Consider the following 18,706-nt stretch of genomic DNA (forward strand, 5'->3'; position numbering starts at 1 on the left):
GGGGGGGCCGCCGGCCGCGGGGGCCACCCCGCCCCCGCGCCCGGCGCCGCCGCGGGGGGGGGGGGGGGGGCCCCCCCCCCCCCACACCGCGCCGAGCGCCGGGGTGAGCAGGCGTCCCGCCGGGCCGGCGTGGGCGAGGGCGGCCCGGGCCGCATTGGCGCCGCACGCGCCGTGCACGCCGCCGCCCGGGTGCGCGGAGGCCGACGCCAGGTACAGGCCCGCGACCGGTGTCTCGGCGCGCCCGAGGCCGGGGGCGGGACGGAAGACGAGCTGCTGGTGGAGCATCGACGTGCCGCCGTTGAGCGCGCCGTTGAGCAGGTTGGCGTCGTGCTCCTGGAAGGCGGGCGGCGCGGTGACGCGGCGGTCGAGGACGCGGGAGCGGAAGCCGGGGGCGAAACGCTCCACGACGTCCTCGATCCGCCTCGCCATGGCGTCGCGCTCGCGCCCGTCCCAGACACCGGTGATCCCGTCCGGTCCCGCGTCGGCCTTCACCCGGTGCGGGACGTGGGTGTAGGCCCAGACCGACTCGGTCCCGGCGGGAGAGCGGGTGGGGTCGGCGGTCGTCATCTGGCCGAGGAGCGCGAACGGCTCGGACGGGACGCGCCCGGTGGCGAGCTGCGCGCTGTAGTCGGTCATCGCGTCCAGGCCGGGGGACAGGTGGACGGTCCCGGCGCGCCCGGCGCCGTCCGCCGCCCAGGGGATCGGCCCGGACAGCGCCCAGTCGACCTTGAAGGTTGCGTGGTCCCAGACGAAGCGGCGCATGTCGGCGCGCAGCGAGGCGGGCAGGTCCGCCCAGTCGACCAGGCCCCCGTAGAGGGCGGGGGCCGACACGTCGGCGAGGACGGCCTTCGCGGCGCGCACCGGTTCGCCGGACGCGGTGCGGACGCCGAGCGCGCGCCCGTTCCGGACGACGACGGAGGCGACCGGGGTGTCGCAGCGCAGGCGCCCGCCGCGCGACTCCAGCCGCCGCACGAGCGCCGCCGTCAGCTCGCCCGCGCCGCCCTCGGGGACCGGCCACCCGTACCGCTGCCCGGTCATGGCGAGCAGCCAGCCGAACAGCGACCCGGTGCTCGACTCGGGGAACAGGTCGGTGTGCAGCGCCGACCCGGCGAGCAGCAGCGGGCCGCCGGGCCCGGCGAACTCCTGCTCCCCGAGCGTGCGGACGGGGGCCAGCAGGGTGCGCAGGACGCGGAGCCCGCCCGCCCGGCGCGCCGAGGCCAGCAGCGGGAGCGCGGCCCGCACCGGCGGGAACGGGGTGAACAGGGCGCGCAGGACGTCCTCTCCCATCTCGTCCCACAGCCGGCAGAGCCGCAGCCACGTCTCGCCGTCGCCCGCGCCGAGCGCGTCGAGGCCCGCGGCGGTCGCGTCGCGGTCGCGGTCGAGGACGGCGCAGCGCCCGTCCGGGAGCGGGTGGGCGAGGACGGCGGGCGCGTGCCGCCAGCGCAGCCCGTGCCGCTCGAGCTCCAGCGCCCTCATCGCGGGCGACGCGACGCCGAGCGGGTAGAACGCGCTGCACAGGTCGCTCACGTGATCGGGGTGGACTCCCCGGTCGCTGCGCACCGCGCCGCCCGGTTCGGGCTGCGCTTCGAGCACCTCGACGTCCCACCCGGCGTCGGCCAGCATGTTGGCGGCGACGAGCCCGTTGTGACCCGCGCCGACGACGACGGCGTCAGCCATGCGGCATCCCTCCCCTCGATCACCCTACGGGCGCGCCCGGGAGGGGCGCGGTCAGCCCACGTCGAGACGGGCCAGCAGTCGCATGACGCCCGGCGCCACGCGCGACCCGAGGTAGCCCAGGCGCGCCTCCGGGGTCACCGGAACGACCGCGCGGTCGTCGCGGACGGCCGCGACGATCTGCTCCGCCACGCGGTCCGGCCCGTAGCCGCGGCGCGCGTAGGCGCGCGCGACGCGTTCCCGGCTGCGTGCCTCCTCCCGCTCGCCCTGGCCGACGAACCGGGACGTGCGGGTGATGTTGGTGTTGACGATCCCCGGGCAGACGGCGCTGACCCCGATGCCCTGCCCCTTGAGCTCGGCGCGCAGGCACTCCGACAGCATCAGCACGGCCGCCTTGCTCGTCGCGTAGGCGGGCAGCGCGCGCGTCGGCGTGAACGCGGCGGCCGAGGAGGTGTTGACGATGTGGCCGCCCTGCCCCCGCTCCACCATCTGCTGGGCGAAGAGCCGTGAGCCGTGCAGGACGCCCCACAGGTTGACGTCCAGGACCTTGCGCCAGTCGTCGGCGTCGTGCTCCAGGAAGGGGCCGGCCATGCCGATCCCGGCGTTGTTGACCACGACGTCCGGTACGCCGTGCTCGTGCATGACCGCCTTGGCGAAGTCCTCCATCGCGCCGCGGTCGGACACGTCCACCTGGAAGGCGTGTCCCGCGGGGCCGAGGCGGCCGGCGAGGTCGGCGGTGCGCTCGGCGGCGGCCGCGTCGAGGTCGGCGGCGACCACCTCGGCGCCGCGTTCGGCGAAGGCCAGCGCGGTCGCGCGGCCGATCCCGCTTCCCGCGCCCGTGACGACGACGAGGGAGCCGTCGAAGGGCCGCCGGCTCCGGGTCACCCGGGCTCGCTTGAGCGCGCGCGCCTCGGCGGCGGCGAGCGGGCCGCCCTGGACGCCGGCGATGTGCTCGGTGACCCAGCGGGCGACGACGTCCGGGTGGCTGCGCGGCACCCAGTGCCCGGCCTTGAGCGTGCGCAGCGACAGGTTCGGGACGCGCCCGGCCAGCCCGCCGACCAGGTGGGGCGAGACGAACAGGTCCTTGGTCGGCACGATGACCTGCGTCGGGACGTCCGTGCGCCGGTCGCGCGGGCGGCGCAGCCGCTGGAGCATGTTCGCCCGGTACAGCCCGACCCCGGCCGCGGCGTCGCGCGCCATCGTCCTGGCAGGGTGGCCCGGCCGGGGCGGGACGCCCTCGCCGAGCTCCAGGGCCTTGGCGAACGGCTTCGCCATGCCGGCCCGCCACAGCAGCTCCGGCAGCCCCGGCGTCTGGAAGAAGTAGATGTACCAGGAGCGGACGGCCTGGCCCGCCGCCCGCCGCAGGTTGGCCGGGGTGGGGCGCGCCAGGTTCCGCCGCGTCCAGTGGGCGACGTGGTCCAGGCACGGACCCGAGATCGAGGTGAAGGAGGCGAAACGGTCCGGCATGGTGCAGACCGCTTCCCACGACTGGATCGAGCCCCAGTCATGCCCCACCAGGTGCACCTTGCGCTCCGGCGCGGTCGCGTCCAGGACGGCCTCCATGTCGGCCATCAGGTACTCGAACGTGTAGCGCCGGCGTCCGAACGGGCGGGACGAGGCGCCCGCGCCGCGCACGTCGTAGCGGACGACGTGGAACCGCCGGGCGAGCCGCGCGGCCACCTCGTCCCAGACGGCGTGGGTGTCGGGGTAGCCGTGCACCAGCAGGACGGTGGGGCGCGACCGGTCGCCCTGCTCGTAGACGGCGAGGTCGACGCCGTCGCCGCGGACGCGCCGCCGGGCCGCGGGTGGGGCGGGGTGTGTCATGCGGTCGTCTCCCGTCGGGCCCACCGGTGCACGTGGGGAAGGTCGTCGTCGAGCCAGTACGCGTCGTCCTCGGTGACCACGAGGATCTCCTCGAACTTCACGCCGACGCCGCGGAACCCGATGTGGGGCTCGACCGCCCACAGCCCGGGCGTCGGGGGGTGCTGGGACTGCGCGGCCCCGTTCCAGAGCGGGGATCGCCCTTCCAGGCGCTCCTTGACCAGTTCGCGGCCGATGGTCTGGAGGAACCGTACACCGAATGGGAATCCCACGCGCTTCGGGAGGATCCCGCCTATGACGCCGATCTGATGGCCGATGACGCGCCCCGGATACGCGCGGTGGCGGCTGTCGTAGCCCTGGCGCTCGATGAGCGCGTCGACCTCGGCGTAGATGTCGGCGAACGTGCGCCGCTCGCGGACGAGGCCGAGGATCAGCGACCGGTAGCCGGCGAGGTCGGCGTCGAGCCGCTCCCAGATCCTGTTCTCGCCGAGGACGCCGCCGTACCCGATGTCGGCGGAGTGGCCGTCCCGCACCGGGGCCATGTCGAGGATGTAGGGCATGCCCTCCTCCAGGCGCGTCCCGCCGGGCAGGAACTGCGTCGGCAGCCGGAAGCCGCGGAACGCAGACCGGTCGCCGAACCAGGCGAACGGGGTGTGCAGCCAGTCGTCGACCCCGCGCTCGCGCAGCCACCGGCGCATGCGGCGGCACGCCTCGCGCTCGGTCACGCCCGGTTCGAGCGTGCCGGCGACCTCTTCGGCGCACCGGTAGGACAGCCGCTGGACGGCACGGAACCGCTCCAGCTCCGCCGCGTCGTGGACGCGGGCGAGCGACGCTTTATTGGACACGCCGTTAATAAATCGCCGATCCGCGCCCGGGTCAAGGCCTCGCGGCGTGACGCCCGCCACCGTGCGGGTCCAGTGGGCGTGCGGGTCCAGTGGGCGTGCGGGTCTAGTACGGGTCGTAACCCGCGGCCTTCGCGGCGGGCGAATGCGTGAGGTAGTCGAGCGCCCGGGGAGTGGAGCACACCTTGGACGGGTGGTGGTCCGGCCTCAGGTAGACGGGCGCCTCACCGAGCAGGAGCCGGAAGATGCCGGGCACGTGGCCGAGCCGGACGGACCGCCGGTAGGAGCGGTAGGCGCGCAGCGGGGTCACCCGCCGCTTGATCGTCGGGTCCTGCTTGAGCAGGTAGAGCGAGCCGCCGATCAGCGCCCAGTAAAGGAAGAACAGCGACACGACCCACGCGGCGACACGGGTCGGGTACCGGCCGCCCATGGCCTTGTAGACGTCGAACACCACCGAGCGGTGCTCGACCTCCTCGGCGCCGTGCCAGCGCAGCAGGTCCAGCATCGTCGGGTCCACGCCGGCCTTGTCGAGCCGGTCGTTGTCCATGATCCACTGTCCGAGCACGGCGGTGTAGTGCTCGATCGAGGCGACCGCGGCCAGCTCGAAGCGCAGCCGGCGCCGCCACGCCCGCGGGTTGCGCTCCTTCAGCGCCGCCATCTGCGCGGGGCGCTCGGCGTTGCCCCGGCCCGCCGCGTCGGTGATCTTGGAGACGTCGATGCCGGCGCGTCCCAGGATCTGGTCCAGGACGCCCTGGTGGGAGCGGGCGTGCACCATCTCCTGCCCGATGAAGCCCTTGATCTCCTCCAGCAGCCGCTCGTCCCGGATGTGCGGGCGGGCGTCCTTGACGCACTGGATGAACCACTTCTCGCCCTCGGGCAGGACGATGTGGAAGGAGTTGATGATGTGGGTGGCGACCGGGTCGCCCGGGACCCAGTGCAGCGGGGTCCGCGACCAGTCGAAGGAGACGCGCCGCGGCTTGATCGGCGGATGGCGCTCGTCGACGGGCGCCGTACCGCCGCTCGCCTGGGGCCTCGTCATGCGGTCCTCGCCTTCCACGCGTCCGGGCCGGCCGCGGCGTGCCCCCGCGCCGCGCTGTGCCATTGGCAGTGCAGTCAACTCCTGCCGGGGCCGCGGTTTCTTGAGGGGAACCCAACAAGTTACCGCTCGGTTTTCGACCCGGCGTGACAAGTGGCGCCGCTCACAGGGCGATACGCTCCGCCCCCGCGTAGACGTTCATGGTCTCGCCGCGCAGGAAGCCGACGAGCGTCATCCCCGCGTCCTCGGCGAGGTCCACCGCCAGGGAGGACGGCGCCGACACCGCCGCCAGGACCGGGACGCCGGCCGTCATCGCCTTCTGCGTCAGCTCGAACGACGCGCGCCCGCTCACCATGAGGACCGTTCCGGTCAGCGGCAGCCGCTCCTCCCGCAGGGCCCACCCGACCGCCTTGTCGACGGCGTTGTGGCGGCCGACGTCCTCGCGCACGGCCAGGAGTTCGCCTTCGGCGTCGAACAGCCCGGCGGCGTGCAGGCCGCCCGTCCGGTCGAACACCCGCTGCGCCTCGCGCAGCCGCTCCGGCATGGCCGCCAGCACGGCCGGGGTGAGCCGCACCGGGTCGGCCGCCACCTCGTAGGGCCGGTCGGCGCGCAGCGCCTCGATGCTCGATTTGCCGCACACCCCGCAGGCGCTGGTGGTGGTGAACGCCCGCGTCATGGAGTCGTCCGGCGGCGGCACGCCGGGGGCCAGGAGCACGTCCAGGGTGTTCTGCTCCTCGGTGTCGGCGCAGTACCGCATCGCCGCGATCTCGCCGGCCCGGCCGACCACGCCCTCGGCCGCCAGGAACCCGGCGACCAGGTCGAAGTCGTGCCCGGGCGTGCGCATCGTGATCGTGAGCGGCTTGCCGGCGACGCGGATCTCCAGCGGCTCCTCGGCCGCGAGCGTGTCGGGCCGGCGCACCGGCGGCCCGGACGCGCTCAGCCGCAGCACGGGCCTGCGCACGGTGATCCGCCCCATGACCGTTGACGGTACCCCGGAAACCCGCCCCAAACGAAGCCCAGGCCACAGCCGCCGAGGGGCCGGGGCCCGTCCCGAAGTGGCCCCGGCCGCAACGCGCGAACGCGTGACCTGACCGGTGCCGCGAAGCCGGAGGCGAGCGCACCGGTCAGATCGCGAAGCGATGCCGCGTTCGCCCAGTACCGGTCACGCAGCGAGCCGCCAGGCGAGCGCAGTGGGCCGGGACGTGGAAACACAGCCGCCAGGCGAGCGCAGTGGGCCGGGACTTCGAAACACAGCTAGTCGGGCACGCCGCGGGGGCGGGGCGCCCGCCACCCCTGCCGCATCGCGAGGACGCGCAGCCCGAACGCCAGCGCGGCGGCGCCCGCGGTGACGGCGCCGCCGTGCAGGCCCGCGCTCTCGGCGCCGGCCGTCACGGCCGCGCCGAGCAGTGCGGGCACCGCGTACAGCTGCCGGTCGTACAGGACCGCCGGGATCCGGCCCGCCAGCACGTCGCGCAGGATGCCGCCGCCCACCGCCGTCACGATGCCGAGCAGCACCGCGTGCACCGGCGAGAGCCCGTACTCGAGCGCCTTGACCGTCCCGGTCGCGCAGAACAGCCCGAGCCCGGCCGCGTCGAACAGCAGCACCGCCGGCAGCAGCCGCGTCACCTGCGGATGCCAGAAGAACACCAGCGCCGACGCCGCCATCGGCACCAGCACGTACCCGAGGTCGGTGAACGCCGCCGGGGGCACGGCCCCGATGATCAGGTCGCGCAGGATCCCGCCGCCGAGCGCGGTGATCTCCGCCAGCACCACCATCCCGACGACGTCCAGCCGCTGCCGGACGGCCGCGAGCGCCCCCGACACGGCGAACACGAAGATCCCGGCGAGGTCCAGCACCCACGCGACCCCGTGGCCGCTCACCTACGGCGGTCCGTCCGGTCGATGTTCCAGTTCGCCACCACCACCGCGAACGGCGGGATGACCAGCGCGACCACCGTCATCGCGATCGCCGCGGTGTGCGAGTAGAACCGGACCACCGCCCAGGCCAGCACGAACAGGGTGAGGCACGTGCCCATCATGATCCCGTAGGCCAGCTTGCGACGCCTCATGCCCTCACGTTACGTCGCGCCCGCCGCCCGCCCGCGGGGGGCGCGATGGCGGAGGCGTACGGGAATCGAACCCGCCGTCCCGAGATCCTCGGGACCGTCGGCTTTGAAGGCCGGGGAGGCCACCAGGCGCTCACACGCCTCCGGCGGTGATCTTAGCCGGTGTAGAGGGCGTCGATGTCGGCGGCGTACTTGGTGTGCACGACGCGGCGCTTCAGCTTGAGGGTCGGGGTGAGCTCCTCGCTCTCGGCGGTCCACTCGGCGGTGAGCAGGCGCCACCGCTTGACCTGCTGGACGCGGGCGAGCCGGGCGTTGGCGTCCTCGACGGCCCGGGCGACCTCCTCCAGGACGAGCGGGTGGTCGGCGAGGGCGGCGAGGTCGGTGGTGTCGACGCCGTGGGCGGCCGCCCAGACGGGCGCGACCTCGCCGTCGAGGGTGATGAGGGCGACGACGTAGGGGCGGCGGTCGCCGAAGGCCAGGGCCTGGCCGATGAGCGGGTGCTCCTTGAGCCGGTTCTCGACCAGGGAGGGGGCGATGTTCTCGCCGCCCGCGGTGATGATCAGTTCCTTCTTGCGGTCGACGACGGTGAGGAAGCCGTCCCCGTCCAGCCGGCCGACGTCGCCGGTGTGCACCCAGCCGTCGGCGTCGATGAGGTCGGCGGTGGCGTCCGGGCGGTCCAGGTAGCCGGGGGTGCAGGTGGCGCCGCGGACGAGGATCTCGCCGTCGTCGGCGAGCTTCAGCTCGACGCCGGGGAACGGGCGGCCGACGGTGCCGAGCTTGAAGGAGTCGGCGAGGTTGGCGGTGATGGCGCCGGTCGTCTCCGTCATCCCGTAGGCGTCGAAGATCTTCAGGCCGAGCCCGGCGAAGAACCGGGCCACCTCGACGGGCAGCGGCGCGGCGGCGCTGGAGGCCTGGCGGACGCGGTCCAGGCCGAGCAGGGCGCGCATGGGGGTGAGGACCGCCTGGTCGGCCCGCTCGAAGGCCTCGGTGATCTGCGGGGTGAGGGTGCCGCCGTGCTCCTGCGCCGCCACGTGGGCGCGGCCGGCGTCCAGGGCGGCGGCGACCGCCCGCTTCTTCGCCTCGTCCTGCTCGGCGGACAGCACCGCCTGGATGCCGGCCATGATCTTCTCCCAGACGCGCGGGACGCCGAAGAAGGAGTGCGGCCGCACCTCGCCGAGGATCGTCGTCAGCTGGGCCGGGTCGGGGCAGAAGTGGACGTGGGAGGCGAGCCGGACCGGCAGGTAGTAGCTGAGCACGCGGTCGGCGATGTGCGCGAACGGCAGGTAGGAGACGCCGGCCGGGTGTTCGGGCAGGACGGAGCTGCGCTCGACCATCTCCGCCTCGTGCAGCACCATCGAGTGCGTGATCAGGACGCCCTTGGGGTCGCCGGTGGTGCCGGAGGTGTACAGGAGGGTGACGGTGTCCCCGGGCCCGACCGCCTGCCAGCGCCGGTCGATCGCGAGCGGGTCGGCGGCCAGCTCCCGGCGGCCGAGCTCGGTGAAGGCGTCCCAGGTGAGGAAGCGGTCGCCGGGCGGGCAGGCGCCGGCGTCCACCACGATGATCTTGCGGAGGCCGGGGAGGCGGTCCAGGACGGGCAGCCAGCGGCCGAGCTGGTCCGCGCCGTCCAGCACGGCGTACCTGGCCGAGCAGTGGCCGGCGACGAACGCGACCTGGTCGGGCGCGAGCGTCGCGTACACGGTGGTGGGGACGCCGCCGGCGTGCACCGCGCCGAGGTCGGCCAGCACGTGCTCGGAGCGGTTCGGCATCATCAGCGCGACGACGTCGCCGGCCTCCAGGCCGAGGGCGGCGAACCCGGCGGCCGTCTCCAGCGCGCGGGTCCGGGTGTCCGCCCAGGTGAGGGTGCTCCACTCGCCGCCGGTCCGGTCGGAGTAGGCGGGCCTGCCGCCGTGCCGCGCGGCGGTCGCGGCGAGGGCGGTGCAGATCGTCTGCCCCGCCACGGCCCGGTCGAGGTCGGCCCGCTGTTCCTGGATCCCCATGTCGCCCCTCATGGTCGGTGGTTAGTAAGTGATGACTTGCAGAGGGGAAATCGCATCACGCCGAACCGGGTTCGGACAAGGGGTTCGCCGGTTTTCCGGGCCGGTCGCGGGGACCGGTCGGCGATCGGTGACCGGGTGGGTACCGTCCGTTTGTTGATCATTTGAGGTAGTTGTGCGTTAAATTCAGCGGTGACCCGACTCGCCCCCGTGGCCCGCCTGACGCAGTACGCGCGCGGCGGCGGCTCGAGCAAGATTCCGCCAGGGGAGCTGGAGCGGGTCGTGGCCGGCCTCACCGGCGGAGACGACGCGCTCCTCGTCGGCGGCCCCGACGGCGATGACGCCGCCGTGCTGCGCCTCGAGGGCGGCCGGGCCGTCGTCTCCACCGCCGACTTCTTCACCCCCGTCGTCGACGACGCCTACGACTGGGGCCGCATCGCCGCCGCCGACGCGCTGTCCGACGTCTACGCGGTCGGGGGCGTGCCGCTGATGGCCCTGAACCTGCTCGGCTGGCCCGCCGACGCGCTGCCCGCCGAGCTGGCCCGCGAGGTACTGCGCGGCGGGCGGGACACGGCGGCCCTGGCCGGCGTCGCGATCGCCGGCGGGCACAGCATCGAGGACCCCGAGCCGAAGTACGGCCTCGCGGTCACCGGCACCGCCGACCCGGACCGGCTGCTGCGGCTGGACGCGGGCCGTCCCGGTGTCCCGCTCACGCTGACCAAGCCGCTCGGCGTCGGCGCGCTCAACGCCCGGCACAGGGCGACCGGGGAGGTGTTCCCGCACGCGGTCGCGGCCATGACGGAACTGAACGCGGCGGCGGGCCTGGCCGCGCTCGAACACGGCGCCGCCTGCGCCACCGACGTCTCCGGCTTCGGTCTGCTCGGCCACCTGTACAAGCTCGCGCGGGCGAGCGGCGTCACCGCCGTCGTGGACGCCTCCGCCGTCCCCTACCTCGACGGCGCGCGCGCCGCGGTGCGGGACGGGTTCGTGCCGGGCGGCACCCGCCGCAACCTGGCGTGGGTGTCGCCGCACGCCGACTTCCGCCGGATCGCCGAGGAGGAGCGGCTGCTGCTCGCCGACGCGCAGACCTCCGGCGGGCTGCTGGTCGCCGGGGAGATCCCGGGCGCGCCGATCGTCGGCGAGCTCGTCGGCCGAGGCCGGCGCACCCTCGTCGTCCGCTAGCCGCCCGGCTCCCGTGTCGCCGATCGGGGACGGGGGTAGGTTCCCGGCAGGCCCCATCGGGACGGGGGAGGCGAGGCATGACCATCGGCGGGCTCGTGGCCGCCGTGATCCTGGGCGCCGTCATCGGCGTCCTGGGCAGGTTCGTCGTGCCTGGCCGCGAGAACATTCCGGCGTGGCTGCTCGTGGCGGTCGGCGTCGTCGCGGCGTTCGGCGGAACCGGGCTGGTCCACCTGTGCGGCCTCGGCGAGGGCGGCTGGAACCTGTGGGAGGCCCTCTTCCAGGTCCTCCTCGCGGTGGCCGCGGTCCTCCTGGTGGCGGCGTTCTGGCCCAAGCGGACCGGCCGCCACCTGTGACGCGGGGCCCGCCCCCTCCGGAACGGCCCTCATTCCCGGCGCAGGACGGGGCGCAGGCCGTCCAGCACGTCCGGGTCCTCGATCGTGGACGGGACGGAAACCTCCTGCCCGTCGGCGATGCCCCGCATCACGCCCCGCAGGATCTTGCCCGACCGCGTCTTCGGCAGCGCGGGCACGACGGAGATCTCCTTGAGCGCGGCGACGGGCCCGATCTGCTCGCGCACCATCGCGACCAGCTCGGCGCACACCTCGCCGGGCTCGGCCAGGATCCCGCTCTTGAGCACGACCAGCCCGCGCGGCACCTGTCCCTTGAGCGGGTCGTGGACGCCGATCACGGCGCATTCGGCCACGGCCGGATGGGACGAGACGACCTCCTCCATCGTCCCCGTGGACAGCCGGTGCCCGGCCACGTTGATCACGTCGTCGGTGCGGCCCATCACCCAGACGTAGCCGTCCTCGTCGACGTGCCCGCCGTCACCGGTCAGGTAGTGGCCGGGGAACTTCGTCAGGTACGACTCGACGAAGCGCTCGTCGTCCTGCCAGAGCGTGGGCAGCGTGCCCGGCGGCAGCGGCAGCCGGATCGCGATGTCGCCGTCGGCGCCCGGCGGGACGGGGGAGCCGTCCGGGCCGAGGACCCGCACGTCGTACCCCGGCACCGGCACCGACGGCGACCCCGCCTTGACCGGCATCGGCTCCAGCCCGCGCAGGTTCGCCACGATCGGCCAGCCGGTCTCGGTCTGCCACCAGTGGTCGATCACCGGGCGGTCCAGGACGCGCGAGGCCCACCGGTAGGTGTCGGGGTCGAGGCGCTCCCCGGCGAGGAACAGCGTGTCCAGGGCGGACAGGTCGTGCCCGGCGAGCAGCGTGCCCTCGGGGTCCTCCTTCTTGATCGCCCGGATCGCGGTCGGCGCGGTGAACAGCGCCTTCACCCGGTGCTGTGCGGCGACGCGCCAGAACGCGCCCGCGTCCGGCGTCCCGACCGGCTTGCCCTCGTACAGCACGGTGGTGCAGCCGGTGAGCAGCGGCGCGTACACGATGTAGGAGTGGCCGACGACCCAGCCGACGTCGGAGGCCGCCCAGAAGACGTCGCCCTGCCCCACGCCGAACACGTTCTCCATCGACCAGCGCAGCGCCACCGCGTGCCCGCCGTTGTCGCGCACGACGCCCTTCGGCCGCCCGGTCGTGCCGGAGGTGTAGAGGATGTAGAGGGGGTCGGTGGCGGCGACGGGCACGCACCCGGCGGGCTCGGCGGCCGCGACCGCCTCGTCCCACTCCACGTCCCGCGGCCGCACGAGGTCGGCGTGCAGCTGCTCGCGCTGCCGGATCACGCACCGCTCGACCTTGTGCCGGGCCAGCTCCAGCGCCCGGTCCAGCAGCGGCTTGTAGGGGACGACCCGGCCCGCCTCGATGCCGCAGGACGCCGACACGACCGCCTTCGGGCGGGCGTCGTCGATGCGCACGGCCAGCTCCCGCGCCGCGAACCCGCCGAAGACCACCGAGTGCACGGCGCCGAGCCGCGCGCACGCCAGCATCGCGATGACCGCCTCGGGCACCATCGGCAGGTAGATGACCACGCGGTCGCCGCGGTCGACGCCCTGCGCGCGCAGCGCCCCGGCGAACCGCGCGACGAGGCCGGTCAGCTCCCGGAAGGTGTAGGTCCGCACGGTCCCGGTGACGGGGCTGTCGTAGATCAGCGCGGCCTGCTCGCCGCGGCCCTCCTCGACGTGCCGGTCCAGTGCGTTGTCGCAGGTGTTGAGCTCGCCGCCGGTGAACCACCGGTAGAAGGGCGGCGCCCCGTCGTCCAGCACCCGGTCCGGCGGTACGAGCCACCGCACGTCCCGTGCCGCCAGCCCCCAGAAGCGGGTCGGATCGGCGATGCTGCGTTCGTACGCGGCCGCGTAGGCGCCCATGTCGTCCTCCCGGTGACGGGTCCTGGCCCGGATCTGCGCGGAGGCCCGGACCGGCGTCGCCGCGATTCGGGCCGCACACCTATAGGGCATGGCGCGGGGCCGGTTCGTCAAGGGCCCGCGCCGCCGGACGGGGTCTACCCGGGGTGGCGCAGGGCGTGCGCGACGGCGATGAGGGCGGCCAGCGCCGCCCCCGCGGAGACGACCCAGAAGCACAGCTCGTAGGCGCCGAGGGAGGGGACGCCGGCGCCCGCGGCCCGTCCGGCCAGGATCGACGCCGTGACGGCGCCCGCGACGCTGCCGCCCGTGGTGCGGACGAGCGAGTTGATGCCGCTGGCGATCCCGCTCTGGTCCATCGGGACGTGCCGGACGGCGAGGGTGCCGAGCGCGGCGTAGGCGATCCCGAACCCGATCCCCTGGATGGCGCTGAACGCGAGCATGTCGTACACGTGCGAGTTCGACACCGCGAGCCATGCGTAGCACAGCCCGGCGAACGCCGACCCGATCGCGAGCGTGTAGGCCGGGCCTAGCCGGGCCGCGAGGCGCCCGGCCATCGCCGAGAACAGCAGCATCGTCACGGTGCTCGGCAGCATGTAGAGGCCGACGTCCAGCACCGAGCCGCCGAGTCCGTAGCCGACCTCCTCCGGCCGTGCCTGGACGAACCCGGCGATGAGCGTGAACGCGGCGAACATCGAGAAGCCGAGCAGCGCCGAGACGACGTTGGCCGACAGCGACCGGGGGCCGACCAGCAGGCCCAGCCGCACCAGCGGCGCGCGGACCCGCAGCTCGACCGCCACCCAGACCGCGCACAGCGCGGCCGCGGCGCCGAACAGGGCGAGGACCCCGCCGGACGTCCAGCCCCACGCGTTGCCCTGGCTGATGCCGAGCAGCAGGCAGACGAGCCAGCCGGCGAGCAGGGCGGCGCCCGGCAGGTCCGGCCGCCCGCCGGCGCGGACGCCGACGTCGCGCGCCGTCGCGGCGACCAGCACCAGCCCGGCGGCCGCCAGCGCGGCGGCGATCCAGAACACCGGGTGGTGGCTGCCGGTCCGGGCCGCGATCAGCCCGGTCACGATCATGCCGGCGCTGCCGCCGACGCCCATGGTCGCGCTGACGATGCCGATCGCCGTGGTGACCCGCTCGGCCGGGAACGTGTCGCGGATCATGCCGATGGCGAGCGGGATCATCGCCGCCGAGACGCCCTGCAGGGCGCGCCCGGCGATGAGCACCGGCAGCGTGCCGGACACCGCGCACAGCACCGAGCCGGCCAGCAGCAGCGCGAGGGCGAGCAGGATCATCCGCTTCTTGCCGTACATGTCGCCGAACCGCGTCAGCAGCGGGGTGGCGACGGCGCCGGCCAGCAGGGACGCGGTGAACACCCACGTCACGTCCGTGATGGGGGCGTCGAACCGGACCATGAGCTGCGGCAGCAGCGGCAGCACGAGCGTCTGCTGCACCGACACGACCATTCCGGCGACGGCGAGCGCGAGCAGGGTGGGGCCGGTGGGCCGGCCGGCCGGGGCGCCGGCTCCGGTCGCCGCCGGGGCACCGGCCCCGCCCGCCGCCGGGGCACCGGCCCCGCCCGCCGCCGGGGCGCCTGTCCTGCGAGCCGCCGGGGCGCCGGTCATGCGAACCTCCCGCATCGGCCGGTCGCCGGATCTCCGGCGCGCGGCATGTAGTTACTTAACCTAAATAAGTGTAGAGCGGAGGATTTACCCCTCGATGCCCGAGGGTGCGGCGCGACGCGCCAGCGCGTCGGCGTTTTGCGCGGGGCCCGCACGTCCCTAGGGTTGCCTTTCGTGGACCTTCGTCTGCGCAACCCCCGCATCACCTCCCGCACCGCCACTCCCCGCACCGCCACTCCCCGCACGGCCCGCCTTCGCGCGGCCATCGGCGTTCAGGCCCGGAAAGGACGCTGATGCACGTCGTCACCACCGCCGGTCACGGTGGGCACGGCAAGTCGGCGCTCGTGCGCGCCCTCACGGGCAGGCGGCCCGGCGAGACGGGCGCCTGGACGGAGCTGCCCTCGGGCCGGCGCGTCGCGTTCGTCGACGCCCCGGGGGACGAGCGGTCCGTCCCGGACATGCTCGCCGTCGCGGCGCCCGCGTCCGCGGTCCTGCTCGCCGTCGCCGCCGACGAGGGCTGGATGCCGCAGACGCGCGAGCATCTGGACGCCCTCGGCGCGCTCGGCGTCCGCTTCGGCGTCCTCGCCGTCACCAAGGCCGACGCCGCCGATCCCAAGCCCGCGCTCCGCCAGATCCGCGAGCGGCTGGCCGGGACCGCGCTGCGCGGCGCGGAGGCCGTCGCGGTGAGCGCCGAGACCGGCGCCGGGACGGCCGAGCTGGCCGCCGCGCTCGACCGCCTCGCCGGCCGGCTGCCCGTGCCCGACCCGGCGGCCCCGGTGCGGCTGTGGGCCGACCGGGCGTTCACCGCCGGGCGGCAGACCGTCATCGCCGGCACCCTCGCCGCCGGCACGGTCGCCGTGGGGGACGAGCTGCTCCTCATGCCCGCGGGCGAGCGGGTCCGCGTCCGGACGATCGGCTGCGCCGACGAGCCCCGCGACTCGGTCGGCGGGGTCTCCCGCGTCGTGCTGACGCTGCGCGACGCGGGCCGTGTCGAGGCCGGCATGGCCCTGGTCACCCCGGGCGCCTGGACGCACACCACCTCCGTCGACGTCCGGACCCGCTTCGGCGAGGCGTCCGGCAGGCTCGCGCGGCGGATGACGCTGCACATCGGGTCGGCCGCCGTCGCGGTCGGGCTGCGGCCCCTCGGCCCCGACACCGCCCGCCTGACCCTCAACACCCGGCTCGCCCTCCACCTCGGCGACATCGGGCTCCTGCGCGACCCCGAGCGCCGCTCGATCGCCGGGGTGAGCGTCCTGGACGTCCGGCCGCCGACCCTCGTGCGCCGCGGCGCGGGCGCCGCCCGCGCCCGGGAGCTGGCGACCTGGCCGGACCGCCCGGACGGCGCCGTGGTGCTCCGGCGGCACGGCGTGCTCCGCCGTTCGGAGCTGTCGCTCATGGGCTGCGCGCCCCCGGCCGGCGCCGTCGCCCTGAACGGCGAGTGGGTCGCCGACCCGGCGCACTGGCGGTCGCTGTTCGAGCGGCTCGCCGAGGAGACGTCCCGGCACGCCGCCGCGAGCCCGAGCGCCCCCGGGATCCCGATGGAGGCGGTCCGGCTGCGCCTCGGCCTGCCGTCCCGGGAGCTCGTCGCCGCGCTCGTCCGGCCGCCGCTGCGCCTGGACGCGGGACGCGTCTACGGCCCGGCCGCGGGACGCGTCTACGGCCCGGCCGCCGGCCCCGCCCCGGCACCGGCCGCCGAGCCCGCGCCGACGGCGGTCGCCGCGACGCCGCCTCCGCCCTGGGCCGCGGCCGTGGAGCGGCTTCGCGCCGACCTCGCCGACGCCCCGTTCGAGCCGCCCAGCGCCGGGCGCCTCGAAGAGCTGGGCCTCACCGGCGACACCCTCGCCGGCGCCGAACGCGCGGGCGCCGTCCTGCGGATCGACGACGGTCTCGTGCTGCTCCCGGGCGCCGACCGGGAGGCGCTGCGCGTCCTGTCGGGCCTGCCGCAGCCGTTCACGCCCGCCCAGGCCGGCGACGCCCTCGGGACCGGCCGCGACGTCGCCGTCGCCCTGCTGCGCCACCTCGACAGGCTCGGCCTCACCGAGCGCCGGCAGGGCGAAAACCGGTTGAACCGGGAGGGGTGACTCTGGCGTCATAGATCGCGGTCCGGTTCCGTCGATCAAGGAGTGGGAATGCCGTACCAGACCCTGAAGGGCGGACGCGTCCCGATCCGGATGTGGACCGACCCGCAGAGCGTCGAGGACCTCGCCCTCGACCAGCTGCGCAACGTCTCCGCCCTGCCGTGGGTGGAGGGCCTCGCGGTGATGCCTGACGTCCACTACGGCAAGGGCGCCACCGTCGGCTCGGTGATCGCGATGAGGGACGCGGTGTCCCCGGCGGCCGTGGGCGTCGACATCGGCTGCGGCATGACCGCCGTCAAGTCGTCCCTCACCGTCGAGGACATGCCGGACGACCTGGCCGGGCTGCGCAGCCGCCTGGAGAGGGCGATCCCGGTGGGCCGCGGCTCGCACAAGAACGCCGTCGACCCGTCCGCGCTCCCAGGCCTCAAGGAACGCGGCTGGTACGACTTCTGGCAGGGCTTCGACGACCTGCACCCGGCGGTCCGGTCCCGCCACGGCCGCGCCCGCTCGCAGATGGGCACGCTCGGCGGCGGCAACCACTTCCTGGAGCTGTGCGCCGACGACGACGGCGCGATCTGGCTCGTCCTGCACTCGGGGTCGCGCAACATCGGCAACGAGCTGGCCGAGCACCACATCGAGGCCGCCCGCAAGCTGCCCCACAACCAGGACCTGCCGGACGGCGACCTCGCGGTGTTCCTCAAGGGCACCGCGAAGATGGACGCCTACCGCCACGACCTGTTCTGGGCGCAGGAGTACGCGCGCCGCAACCGCGCCGTCATGACCGCGCTCGCGCAGAACGTCGTCACCAAGCGGTTCGGCGAGAAGCGCTGCAGGTGGGGCGAGGTCATCTCCTGCCACCACAACTACGTGGCGGAGGAGGAGTACGGCGGCGTCGAGCTGCTCGTCACCCGCAAGGGCGCGATCCGCGCCGGGCGCGGCGACCTCGGGATCATCCCGGGCTCCATGGCGACCGGCACCTACATCGTCCGCGGCCTCGGCAACGAGACCGCCTACAACTCCGCCTCCCACGGGGCGGGCCGCAGGATGAGCCGCAACAAGGCCCGCAAGCACTTCACCGTCGAGGACCTGGTCGAGCAGACCAGGGGCGTCGAGTGCCGCAAGGACAGCGGTGTCGTGGACGAGATCCCCGGCGCCTACAAGGACCTGGACGCGGTGATCGAGGCCCAGTCCGACCTCGTCGAGGTCGTGGCGCACCTCCGCCAGCTCATCTGCGTGAAGGGCTGACCCCCGCCGGGGCGCCGTCGCCTCACGAGCCGGGCTTCGGCGCCTCCGGCAGCACGCGGTCGATGAAGGCGGTGACGTCGGCGAGGACCTCGTCGCGGTTGGTCTCGTTGAAGACCTCGTGCCGGGCGCCCGGGTAGAGGCGCTCGGTGAGGTCGTCCCCGCGGATCGCGTCGATGCCGACGCGGGTGTCGCGCGGGCGGACGAGCTCGTCGGCCTCGCCGTGGACGTAGAAGGTCGGCAGCGCGCCCAGGGACCCGTGCTCGTTGACGCGGCGCAGGGCGTCGTCCAGCGCCCGGACGGTGGGCTTCTTGAACGGGCCGTGCCAGATCAGGGGGTCCTCGGTGTAGGCCCTGCCGACGGCCGGGTCGCGCGAGAGCGTGGAGGTGTCGATCGGTTCGTCCGGCATCGCGTCGAGGGGCAGCAGCTCCTCGACGACGTGCCAGCGGCCGAGGACCGGGCCGGACAGCACGAGCGCGGCGAGGCCGGCGCCGTGGAGCTGGGCGTACCGGGCGGCGATCAGACCGCCCATGGAATGGCCGATCATGACGACGGGCAGGTCCGGGTGGTCGCCGCGGGCCGCCTCCACGACCGTGTGCAGGTCGGCGACGACGTCCGCGAAGTCCTCGACCAGCACGCGGTCGCCGGCCGAGCGGCCGTGGCCCGCGTGGTCCGGGCCGCAGACGACGGCGCCGTGCCCGACCAGGACGTCCGCGACGTGGTCGTAGCGGCCGAGGTGCTCGCCGTAGCCGTGCACGAGCACCGCGACGTAGCGCGGCTCGCCGTCCGCCCAGATCCGGGCGTTGACCGCTCCCCGCGTGCCCGCGAACTCCCACTCCCGCGACGTCGCCACTCCGGCCTCCCTGCTCCTCGGCTGAAGATCACCGTC

At 74.9% G+C, this 18,706-nt stretch carries 15 protein-coding genes and 1 tRNA gene; 4 read left to right on the top strand and 12 right to left on the bottom strand.

The window, feature by feature from the left end; genetic code table 11:
- From AB0C84_RS32235 to AB0C84_RS32275, 9 genes are all read right to left on the bottom strand, one after another.
- On the bottom strand, positions 1-1,677 hold a 1,677-nt coding region (locus AB0C84_RS32235; RefSeq protein WP_361073908.1), incomplete at its 3' end, for an NAD(P)/FAD-dependent oxidoreductase.
- A gap of 51 nt (positions 1,678-1,728) precedes the next feature.
- Entirely contained in the window at positions 1,729-3,498 is a 1,770-nt protein-coding gene (locus AB0C84_RS32240; protein WP_361073910.1) for an SDR family oxidoreductase, read from the bottom strand.
- Entirely contained in the window at positions 3,495-4,340 is an 846-nt protein-coding gene (locus tag AB0C84_RS32245) for a M24 family metallopeptidase (RefSeq protein ID WP_361073912.1), read from the bottom strand. The genes AB0C84_RS32240 and AB0C84_RS32245 overlap by 4 nt, the downstream gene beginning before the upstream one ends.
- A gap of 103 nt (positions 4,341-4,443) precedes the next feature.
- Complete coding sequence (locus AB0C84_RS32250) at positions 4,444-5,376, bottom strand: metal-dependent hydrolase (RefSeq protein ID WP_258939934.1); 933 nt, start codon at positions 5,374-5,376, stop codon at positions 4,444-4,446.
- 160 nt (positions 5,377-5,536) lie between these two features.
- Positions 5,537-6,349 carry a formate dehydrogenase accessory sulfurtransferase FdhD gene (gene fdhD, locus AB0C84_RS32255; RefSeq protein ID WP_361073914.1) on the bottom strand — a complete coding sequence of 271 codons (813 nt, stop codon included), beginning with the start codon at positions 6,347-6,349 and terminating at the stop codon, positions 5,537-5,539.
- A gap of 278 nt (positions 6,350-6,627) precedes the next feature.
- Positions 6,628-7,254: a trimeric intracellular cation channel family protein gene (locus AB0C84_RS32260; protein WP_179841777.1), complete on the bottom strand. Its 627-nt coding sequence runs from the start codon at positions 7,252-7,254 to the stop codon at positions 6,628-6,630.
- Complete coding sequence (locus AB0C84_RS32265; protein ID WP_258939932.1) at positions 7,251-7,442, bottom strand: DUF3099 domain-containing protein; 192 nt, start codon at positions 7,440-7,442, stop codon at positions 7,251-7,253. Before AB0C84_RS32265 ends, AB0C84_RS32260 begins: the two co-directional genes overlap by 4 nt.
- Positions 7,443-7,488: 46 nt before the next feature.
- A tRNA-Sec gene (locus AB0C84_RS32270) sits at positions 7,489-7,584 on the bottom strand.
- Positions 7,585-7,594: 10 nt separating this feature from the next.
- Positions 7,595-9,448, bottom strand: coding sequence for an AMP-dependent synthetase/ligase (locus AB0C84_RS32275; RefSeq protein ID WP_361073916.1), 1,854 nt, complete (start codon positions 9,446-9,448; stop codon positions 7,595-7,597).
- 177 nt (positions 9,449-9,625) lie between these two features.
- Here AB0C84_RS32275 and selD point away from each other — a divergent pair, with 177 nt between their 5' ends.
- Both selD and AB0C84_RS32285 read left to right on the top strand, forming a co-directional pair.
- Complete coding sequence (selD, locus tag AB0C84_RS32280) at positions 9,626-10,615, top strand: selenide, water dikinase SelD (protein ID WP_361073918.1); 990 nt, start codon at positions 9,626-9,628, stop codon at positions 10,613-10,615.
- 77 nt (positions 10,616-10,692) lie between these two features.
- Positions 10,693-10,968, top strand: a complete 276-nt coding sequence (locus AB0C84_RS32285; protein WP_361073920.1) for a GlsB/YeaQ/YmgE family stress response membrane protein — start codon at positions 10,693-10,695, stop codon at positions 10,966-10,968.
- A 29-nt stretch (positions 10,969-10,997) separates the two neighbouring features.
- Here the strand turns inward: AB0C84_RS32285 and AB0C84_RS32290 are convergent, their stop codons facing one another.
- Entirely contained in the window at positions 10,998-12,968 is a 1,971-nt protein-coding gene (locus tag AB0C84_RS32290; protein WP_258939927.1) for a propionyl-CoA synthetase, read from the bottom strand.
- Positions 12,969-13,012: 44 nt separating this feature from the next.
- On the bottom strand, positions 13,013-14,500 hold the full coding sequence (locus AB0C84_RS32295; RefSeq protein WP_361073922.1) for an MFS transporter: 1,488 nt from the start codon (positions 14,498-14,500) through the stop codon (positions 13,013-13,015).
- Positions 14,501-14,790: 290 nt separating this feature from the next.
- Here AB0C84_RS32295 and AB0C84_RS32300 point away from each other — a divergent pair, with 290 nt between their 5' ends.
- Positions 14,791-16,578, top strand: a complete 1,788-nt coding sequence (locus tag AB0C84_RS32300) for a SelB C-terminal domain-containing protein (protein ID WP_258939925.1) — start codon at positions 14,791-14,793, stop codon at positions 16,576-16,578.
- A 48-nt stretch (positions 16,579-16,626) separates the two neighbouring features.
- On the top strand, positions 16,627-17,820 hold the full coding sequence (locus AB0C84_RS32305; protein ID WP_338743456.1) for an RtcB family protein: 1,194 nt from the start codon (positions 16,627-16,629) through the stop codon (positions 17,818-17,820).
- Between the two features lie 22 nt (positions 17,821-17,842).
- Here the strand turns inward: AB0C84_RS32305 and AB0C84_RS32310 are convergent, their stop codons facing one another.
- Positions 17,843-18,670: a lysophospholipase gene (locus tag AB0C84_RS32310; protein ID WP_361073924.1), complete on the bottom strand. Its 828-nt coding sequence runs from the start codon at positions 18,668-18,670 to the stop codon at positions 17,843-17,845.
- Positions 18,671-18,706 lie beyond the last annotated feature (36 nt).

It is taken from the genome of Actinomadura sp. NPDC048955, from assembly GCF_040649435.1.
Taxonomy (GTDB): Bacteria; Actinomycetota; Actinomycetes; order Streptosporangiales; family Streptosporangiaceae; genus Spirillospora; species Spirillospora luteofluorescens.

What these genes read in the sequence shown, in the direction of transcription:
- AB0C84_RS32240 (WP_361073910.1), bottom strand. Translation starts at nt 3,498, where the DNA reads ATGACACACCCCGCCCCACCCGCGGCCCGGCGGCGCGTCCGCGGCGAC.
- AB0C84_RS32250 (WP_258939934.1), bottom strand. Translation starts at nt 5,376, where the DNA reads ATGACGAGGCCCCAGGCGAGCGGCGGTACGGCGCCCGTCGACGAGCGC.
- fdhD (WP_361073914.1), bottom strand. Translation starts at nt 6,349, where the DNA reads ATGGGGCGGATCACCGTGCGCAGGCCCGTGCTGCGGCTGAGCGCGTCC.
- AB0C84_RS32265 (WP_258939932.1), bottom strand. Translation starts at nt 7,442, where the DNA reads ATGAGGCGTCGCAAGCTGGCCTACGGGATCATGATGGGCACGTGCCTC.
- AB0C84_RS32275 (WP_361073916.1), bottom strand. Translation starts at nt 9,448, where the DNA reads ATGAGGGGCGACATGGGGATCCAGGAACAGCGGGCCGACCTCGACCGG.
- AB0C84_RS32285 (WP_361073920.1), top strand. Translation starts at nt 10,693, where the DNA reads ATGACCATCGGCGGGCTCGTGGCCGCCGTGATCCTGGGCGCCGTCATC.
- AB0C84_RS32290 (WP_258939927.1), bottom strand. Translation starts at nt 12,968, where the DNA reads ATGCCCTATAGGTGTGCGGCCCGAATCGCGGCGACGCCGGTCCGGGCC.
- AB0C84_RS32295 (WP_361073922.1), bottom strand. Translation starts at nt 14,500, where the DNA reads ATGACCGGCGCCCCGGCGGCTCGCAGGACAGGCGCCCCGGCGGCGGGC.
- AB0C84_RS32300 (WP_258939925.1), top strand. Translation starts at nt 14,791, where the DNA reads ATGCACGTCGTCACCACCGCCGGTCACGGTGGGCACGGCAAGTCGGCG.
- AB0C84_RS32305 (WP_338743456.1), top strand. Translation starts at nt 16,627, where the DNA reads ATGCCGTACCAGACCCTGAAGGGCGGACGCGTCCCGATCCGGATGTGG.